Below are 6,327 nucleotides of genomic sequence, written 5' to 3'. Positions count from 1 at the left end.
CCACACCATTCCGGCGATGTCGAGATGCGCCCAGGTCACCCCTTCGTTGACGAAACGCTGGATGAACTGCGCGGCGGTGATCGATCCCGCCCCGCGCGGGCCGACATTCTTCATGTCGGCGATCGGCGAGTCGATCAGCTTGTTGTAGGCGTCGCCCAGCGGAAAGCGCCACAACAGGTCGCCGGTCGCCTTGCCCGCGGCGAGCAACTGGTCGGCCAGCGCGTCGTCATTGGCGAACAGCCCGCCATGCTCGCTGCCCAGCGCGATGATCATCGCGCCGGTCAGCGTCGCGAGATCGACGATCGTGCGCGGCTTGAACTCCTTCTGCACCCAGGTGACCGCGTCGCACAGCACCAGCCGCCCCTCGGCATCGGTGTTGATGACCTCGATCGTCTGGCCCGACATCGACGTGACGACATCGCCCGGCCGCTGGGCATTGCCGTCGGGCATGTTCTCGACCAGCCCGCACACGCCGACGACATTGGCCTTGGCCTTGCGCAGGGCGAGCGCCTTCATCGTGCCGACCACGGCGGCGGCGCCGCCCATGTCCCACTTCATGTCCTCCATGCCCGCGCCGGGCTTGAGCGAGATGCCGCCGGTGTCGAAGGTCACGCCCTTGCCGACCAGCGCCAGCGCGGGATCGCCCGCTCCCGCCCCGCTCCACTTGAGCGCGAGCAGCCGCGCGTCGCGGCGCGATCCCTGGCTCACGCCCAGCAGCGCGCCCATGCCCAGTTCGGCCATCTCTGCCTCGCCCAGGACCGTCACCTCGAGCCCCAGCCCCTCGACCGAGGCCAGCACGCGCGCGACGAAGCTTTCGGGATAGACGATGTTGGCCGGCTCGGCGACCAGCGTGCGGGTGAGCGTCAGCCCCTCGGTCACCGCGTCCTGCGTCGCCCATGCCGCATCGGTGCCGGCGGGCGCGTGGACCAGCGCGATGTCGGTCAGGCTGGGGCGCTGCTTGTCGGTCAGCTTGGTGCGATAGACGTCGTGGCGCCAGCCGCGCTGCGCCGCCGCCGCCGCGAATCGGGCGGCCGCCTTGGCGGTCGGTGTCGACTCGAGGCTGGCGAAATCGACCGAAACCCGCGTCGTGCCGCCGACCAGATAACGCGCCGTCACCGCGCCGCCGGCCTTTTCCCAGTCGGGTTCGTTGCCCGCGCCGATGCCCAGCAGCGCGACACGGCGGACAGGCCCGGTGCCGGGCACGAAGAATTCGGCGATCGCGCCCGCTTCGCCCTCAAATCGTGCCGCGCCCGCCGCCTCGATCACCAGCCGCCGCGCGTCGTCGTCGAGCATGGCGAACCGCGCGTCGACCATTCCGTCCTTCGCGACCGGCAGCACCAGCACCGATGTGTCGGCGGGCAGCGAATCGATCAGGCGGATTTTCATGACGGTGTTCCATGTGTGGCGGGCCGCGCGCGCGGCGCTGTAAAGGTCGCGCCCTCTTAGGCCCCCGGCAACGGAGGGGGCAAGTCGGCGAACGTTGCGGCGGTCCCGCGCGTGCGATAGGGCCGTCCGCCGGGGCCGTTCGCGGCCCGAGTGGAGGCCCCCGTCACGTGAACCGAACCGCCCTGTTGTTGACCGGCGCCTTCGGCCTATCCGTGCTCGCCCTGCCCGCGGCGGCGCAGGACCTGAACGATCGCGCGGTGCCACCTCCACCCGCGTCACCCGCGCCCGAGCCGGGCGATTCGGAACAGATCCGGTTCAGCGCCGATACGCTGGAATATGACAACAACGACGACACGGTGATCGTCACCGGCGACGTGCGGATGTACCGGGAGGGCAACCGGCTGCGCGCCGATCAGGTGACGTGGAACCGTACCACCGGCCAGGTCGTGGCGACCGGCAACGTCGCGGTGACCAATCCCCAGGGCGACACCGCCTACGGCGACCGCATCGAACTGACCGACTCGCTGAAGGACGGCGTGGTCGAGAACATGCTGGTCGTGCTGGAGGAAGGCGGCCGCATCGCCGCGCGCAGCGGCACGCGCAACGCCGATGGCGTGATCTCGGTGGAAAACGCCGCGTACAGCCCGTGCGCGGTGACTCATTCGGACGGCTGCCCCAAGGAGCCGTCGTGGAAGATCAGCGCGGTGCGCGTGATCTATGATCCGGCGCTCGGTCGCATCCGCTACACCGGCGCGCGGCTGTCGCTGTTCGGGCTGCCGATGATCCCGCTGCCGACCTTTTCGCACCCGATCGGCGGACGTAACGACGACGGTTTCCTGGCGCCCGACATCCGCCTGACGCGCGTGAACGGCCTGGAAGTCGCCGTTCCCTATATCTTCAGCTTCGCCGAGAACCGCGATCTGACGGTGACGCCGCACGTGTTCACCGCCGCCTTGCCGATGATGCAGGCGGATTATCGCGAACTGAACAAGCTGGGCGCGTTCCGTGTCGGCGGCTATGCCACCTACAGCCGGCGCAGCGACGATTTCGGATCGACCGGCGCCGCGCTGCAAACCGAGAACGCCTTTCGCGGCTATATCGACAGCGCCGGCCGCTATCAGCTTTCCCCCGAATGGAGCGTCAGCGAATCGGTGCGGCTGGCGACCGACCGCACCTTCCTGCGGCGCTACGACATCTCGCGCGACGACCGGCTGCGCAGCACGCTGCGCGTCGAGCGGATCGACGCGAACAGCTATCTGTCGATCGCCGGCTGGTCGGTGCAGACGCTGCGGCTGACCGGCAGCCAGGGGCAGCAGCCGATCGCGCTGCCCGAAATCGACTATCGCCGCCGCTTCGACGATGGCGTCCTCGGCGGCCGGTTCGAACTTCAACTCAACAGCCTGGCGCTGACCCGCACCGACGGCCAGGACACGCAGCGCGCCTTCGCCTCGATGCGCTGGGACCTGCGGCGCGTCACGCCCTGGGGCCAGCAGGTGACCTTCACCGCCTATGCCCGCGGCGACGTCTACAACGCCCACGACGTGCTGGAGACGGCGGTGGCGAGCTATCGCGGCGATGAGGGCTTCTCGTCGCGCGCGATCGGGGCGCTGGCGGTCGACGTGCAATGGCCCTTCATCGGCAGCGCCTTTGGCGGCACCCAGCGGATCACCCCCCGCGTCCAGATCGTCGCCGCGCCCAAGCTGGCCAATCTGTCGATCCCGAATGAGGACGCGCGCGCCGTCGATCTTGAGGATTCGAACCTGTTCGCGCTCAATCGCTTCCCGGGATACGACCGGTTCGAGGATTCGACGCGGTTCACCTACGGCGTCGACTATGCGCTCGACCTGCCGGGTTTCTCGCTGGAGGCGAATGTCGGCCAGAGCTACCGGCTCGATCAGCGGCCGTCGATCCTGCCCGACGGCACCGGGCTGTCCGACCGATTCTCCGACATCGTCGGCCGCACCGTGGTGCGCTACCGCGATTTCTTCACCCTCACCCACCGCTATCGCGTCGACAAGGACGGGCTGGCGGTGCGCCGCAACGAGCTCGACGCGACGATCGGCACGCGCAAGACCTATGCGCTGATCGGCTACCTGCGGCTCAACCGCAACATCAGCACCACGCTGGAGGATTTGCAGGATCGCGAGGAAGCGCGTGTCGGCGGGCGGGTGCAGGTGACCAAATTCTGGTCGGCGTTCGGATCAGCGACCATCGACCTGACCGATCGCGCCGAGGATCCGCTGTCGCTGTCGAACGGATTCGAGCCGGTTCGACATCGGCTGGGAATCGCCTATGAAGACGATTGCCTGAAACTGGGCGTCACCTGGAAACGGGATTATCAGGACACCGGCGACGCGCGTCGCGGCAACAGCTATCTGTTTACGATCGCGTTCAAGAATCTGGGGCGTTAGGGTAAGCCCCGGTTCAGCCTCAATCTGATCTTATGCAATGCCGCTTCGCGCGGACGGAACGGGATAGCAGCAGTTGGTGAAGAGCTTTGTACTGAAGACGGCGACGATCGCCGCGACGATGGCGGCGGCGGGTGCGCTGGCGGCGCAGACCGTGCCGGACGACCCGCAGCAGACGCCCGACAACAGCGGCCTCAACCTGCCATCGAACCTCCAGATATTCGGCAAGGTCGATCCCAACGTCCGCAAGGCGACGGCGATCGTCAACGACAGCGTGATCACCGGCACCGACGTCGATCAGCGCGTGGCGATGATCCTTGCGCTGAACGGCTACAAGCCCAATGCGGAGGAGCTTGACCGGCTCAAGCTCCAGGTGCTGCGCTCGATCATCGACGAGACGCTCCAGATCCAGGAGGCCAAGTCGAAGGACGTGGTCATCTCCAAGGCGGAGATCGACCAGAGCCTCGACCGCATCGCCCGCAATTTCTCCAAGACCCGCCCGGAATTCCTGGAATACCTCAAGTCGGTCGGCTCGTCCGAACAGGCGCTGCGCCGCCAGATCGAGGGCGAGCTGGCGTGGAGCCGCCTGTTGCGCAGCCGCGTCGCGCCGCAGGTCAACGTCGGCGAGGAAGAGGTCAAGGCGATCATCAAGCGGATCGAGGCGTCGCAGGGCATCGAGGAATTCCACCTCAAGGAAATCTACCTGTCGGCACCGCCCGAGCGGCAGCGCGAAGTGGTCGCTGCAGGACAGAAGATGATCGAACAGATGCGCGAAGGCGCGCCGTTCGAATATTTCGCGAGCAATTTCTCCGAGGCGTCGACCCGCGCCAAGCAGGGTGACCTGGGCTGGGTGCGGCTCCAGATGCTGCCCGAGGAACTCCAGTCCGCCGCGACCCAGCTCCAGATCGGCCAGATCGCGGGGCCGGTCGAGGTGCCTGGCGGTTTCTCGATCCTCTACCTGGTCGACAAACGAAAGATCGGCGTTGCCGACCCGCGCGACGCGCGGCTCAATCTGCGCCAGCTCGCGATCAAGTTCCCCGAAGGCACCACCCAGGCGCAGGCGACCGCGCGCACTTCCGAATTCGCCTCCGCGGTCCAGAAGATCCAGGGCTGCGGCGGCGTCGCCAAGGTGGCGAGCGAGATCGGCGCCGAGGTGGTCGACAATGATTCGGTCACCGTCCGCCAGCTGCCGCCGCAGTTGCAGGACATCCTGCTCAACATGCAGATCGGGCAGGCTACCCCACCGTTCGGCTCGCCGGAAGAAGGCGTCCGCACGCTGGTGCTGTGCGGCCGCGACGATCCTCAGGGCGCGGCGCTGCCCGATCCCGAGCAGCTCCAGGCCCAGCTTGAAGAGCAGCGCGTCAACCTGCGCGCGCAGCGGATGCTGCGCGACCTGCGGCGTGATGCCGTCGTCGAGTATCGATGACCGGTCGAGGGAGGGCACGGCTCCGATGACCGTCGCGCCTCTTGCCGTCTCGATGGGCGACCCCGCCGGGATCGGCCCCGAGATCATCGCCAAGGCGTGGGCGGCGCGCGACACGCACCGGCTCGCGCCCTTCTTCGCGGTGGGCGACGCCCGCGCGGTGGAGGCGGTGTGGAATGGCCCGGTCCAGCGCATCTCCGCTCCCGCCGACGCGGCCGCGATCTTCGCCGACGCGCTGCCGGTGATCTCGGTCACCGATGCCGGGGAGATCACGCCCGGCGCCCCCGATGTCGAGGACGCGCGCTGCGCGCTCGAAGCGCTGGAGCTGGCGGTCGGGCTGACTCGGTCGGGCGCGGCGAGCGGGCTGGTGACCGGCCCGGTATCGAAGGCGCAGCTCTATCGAATCGGCTTCACGCACCCCGGCCAGACCGAATTCGTCGCCGAACGCTGCGGCATCGCCAAGCAGAATGCGGTGATGATGCTCGCCGGGCCGACGCTGCGGGTGGTCCCGATCACCACCCATATCCCGCTCGCCGACGTCTCCCGCCAACTGTCGGTCGAGCTGATCGTCGCCAAGGGACAGGCGACAGCGCGCGGGCTGGCACGCAATTTCGGGATCGAGCGCCCGCGCCTCGCCTTTGCCGGCATCAACCCGCACGCGGGCGAAGGCGGCGCGATCGGGCGTGAGGAGATCGAGATCATCGAACCGGCGGTCGCGCAACTGATTGCCGAGGGGATCGATGCGGTCGGCCCCTTCGCCGCCGACAGCATGTTCCACGCCCGCGCCCGCGCGGGCTATGACGCGGCGCTGTGCTGCTATCACGATCAGGCGCTGATCCCGCTCAAGGCGCTGCATTTCGATGAGGGCGTCAACATCACGCTGGGCCTGCCGATCGTGCGGACCTCCCCCGACCACGGCACCGCGTTCGGCATCGCCGGCAAGGGCGTCGCCGAACCGGGCGCGATGATCGCGGCGATCGTGCTGGCGGCCGAAGCCGCCGCACGCCGCGTCGCCGCCCAGCCCGCCGCTTGACCACGCTTCCGCCGCTTCGCGACGTCGTGGCGCGCCACGGCCTGAGCGCGAGCAAGGCGCTCGGCCAGAATTTCCTG

4 protein-coding genes are annotated in these 6,327 nt (G+C 68.3%); 3 read left to right on the top strand and 1 reads right to left on the bottom strand.

The features are described from left to right. The coding region (locus VNR91_RS02045; protein ID WP_325489130.1) for a leucyl aminopeptidase at positions 1-1,386 on the bottom strand (1,386 nt) is incomplete at its 3' end. 167 nt (positions 1,387-1,553) lie between these two features. Between VNR91_RS02045 and VNR91_RS02040 the strand changes: the two genes are divergently transcribed. From VNR91_RS02040 to pdxA, 3 genes are all read left to right on the top strand, one after another. Then, on the top strand, positions 1,554-3,797 hold the full coding sequence (locus tag VNR91_RS02040) for an LPS-assembly protein LptD (RefSeq protein ID WP_325489129.1): 2,244 nt from the start codon (positions 1,554-1,556) through the stop codon (positions 3,795-3,797). 118 nt (positions 3,798-3,915) lie between these two features. Then, positions 3,916-5,220: a peptidylprolyl isomerase gene (locus VNR91_RS02035; protein WP_414712363.1), complete on the top strand. Its 1,305-nt coding sequence runs from the start codon at positions 3,916-3,918 to the stop codon at positions 5,218-5,220. Positions 5,221-5,245: 25 nt separating this feature from the next. Then, positions 5,246-6,250 (top strand): 4-hydroxythreonine-4-phosphate dehydrogenase PdxA, encoded by a 1,005-nt coding sequence (gene pdxA, locus VNR91_RS02030; protein WP_325489127.1) that lies wholly within the window; start codon positions 5,246-5,248, stop codon positions 6,248-6,250. The last annotated feature ends 77 nt before the right edge of the window (positions 6,251-6,327 follow it).

The sequence above is a fragment of the Sphingomonas sp. genome, from assembly GCF_035555815.1.
Taxonomy (GTDB): Bacteria; Pseudomonadota; Alphaproteobacteria; order Sphingomonadales; family Sphingomonadaceae; genus Sphingomonas.
This window is presented reverse-complemented; position numbering and strand designations above follow the sequence as displayed.

Excerpts from the sequence above, each read along its gene's own strand:
- VNR91_RS02035 (WP_414712363.1), top strand. The coding sequence starts at position 3,916 with ATGGCGGCGGCGGGTGCGCTGGCGGCGCAGACCGTGCCGGACGACCCG.
- pdxA (WP_325489127.1), top strand. The coding sequence starts at position 5,246 with ATGACCGTCGCGCCTCTTGCCGTCTCGATGGGCGACCCCGCCGGGATC.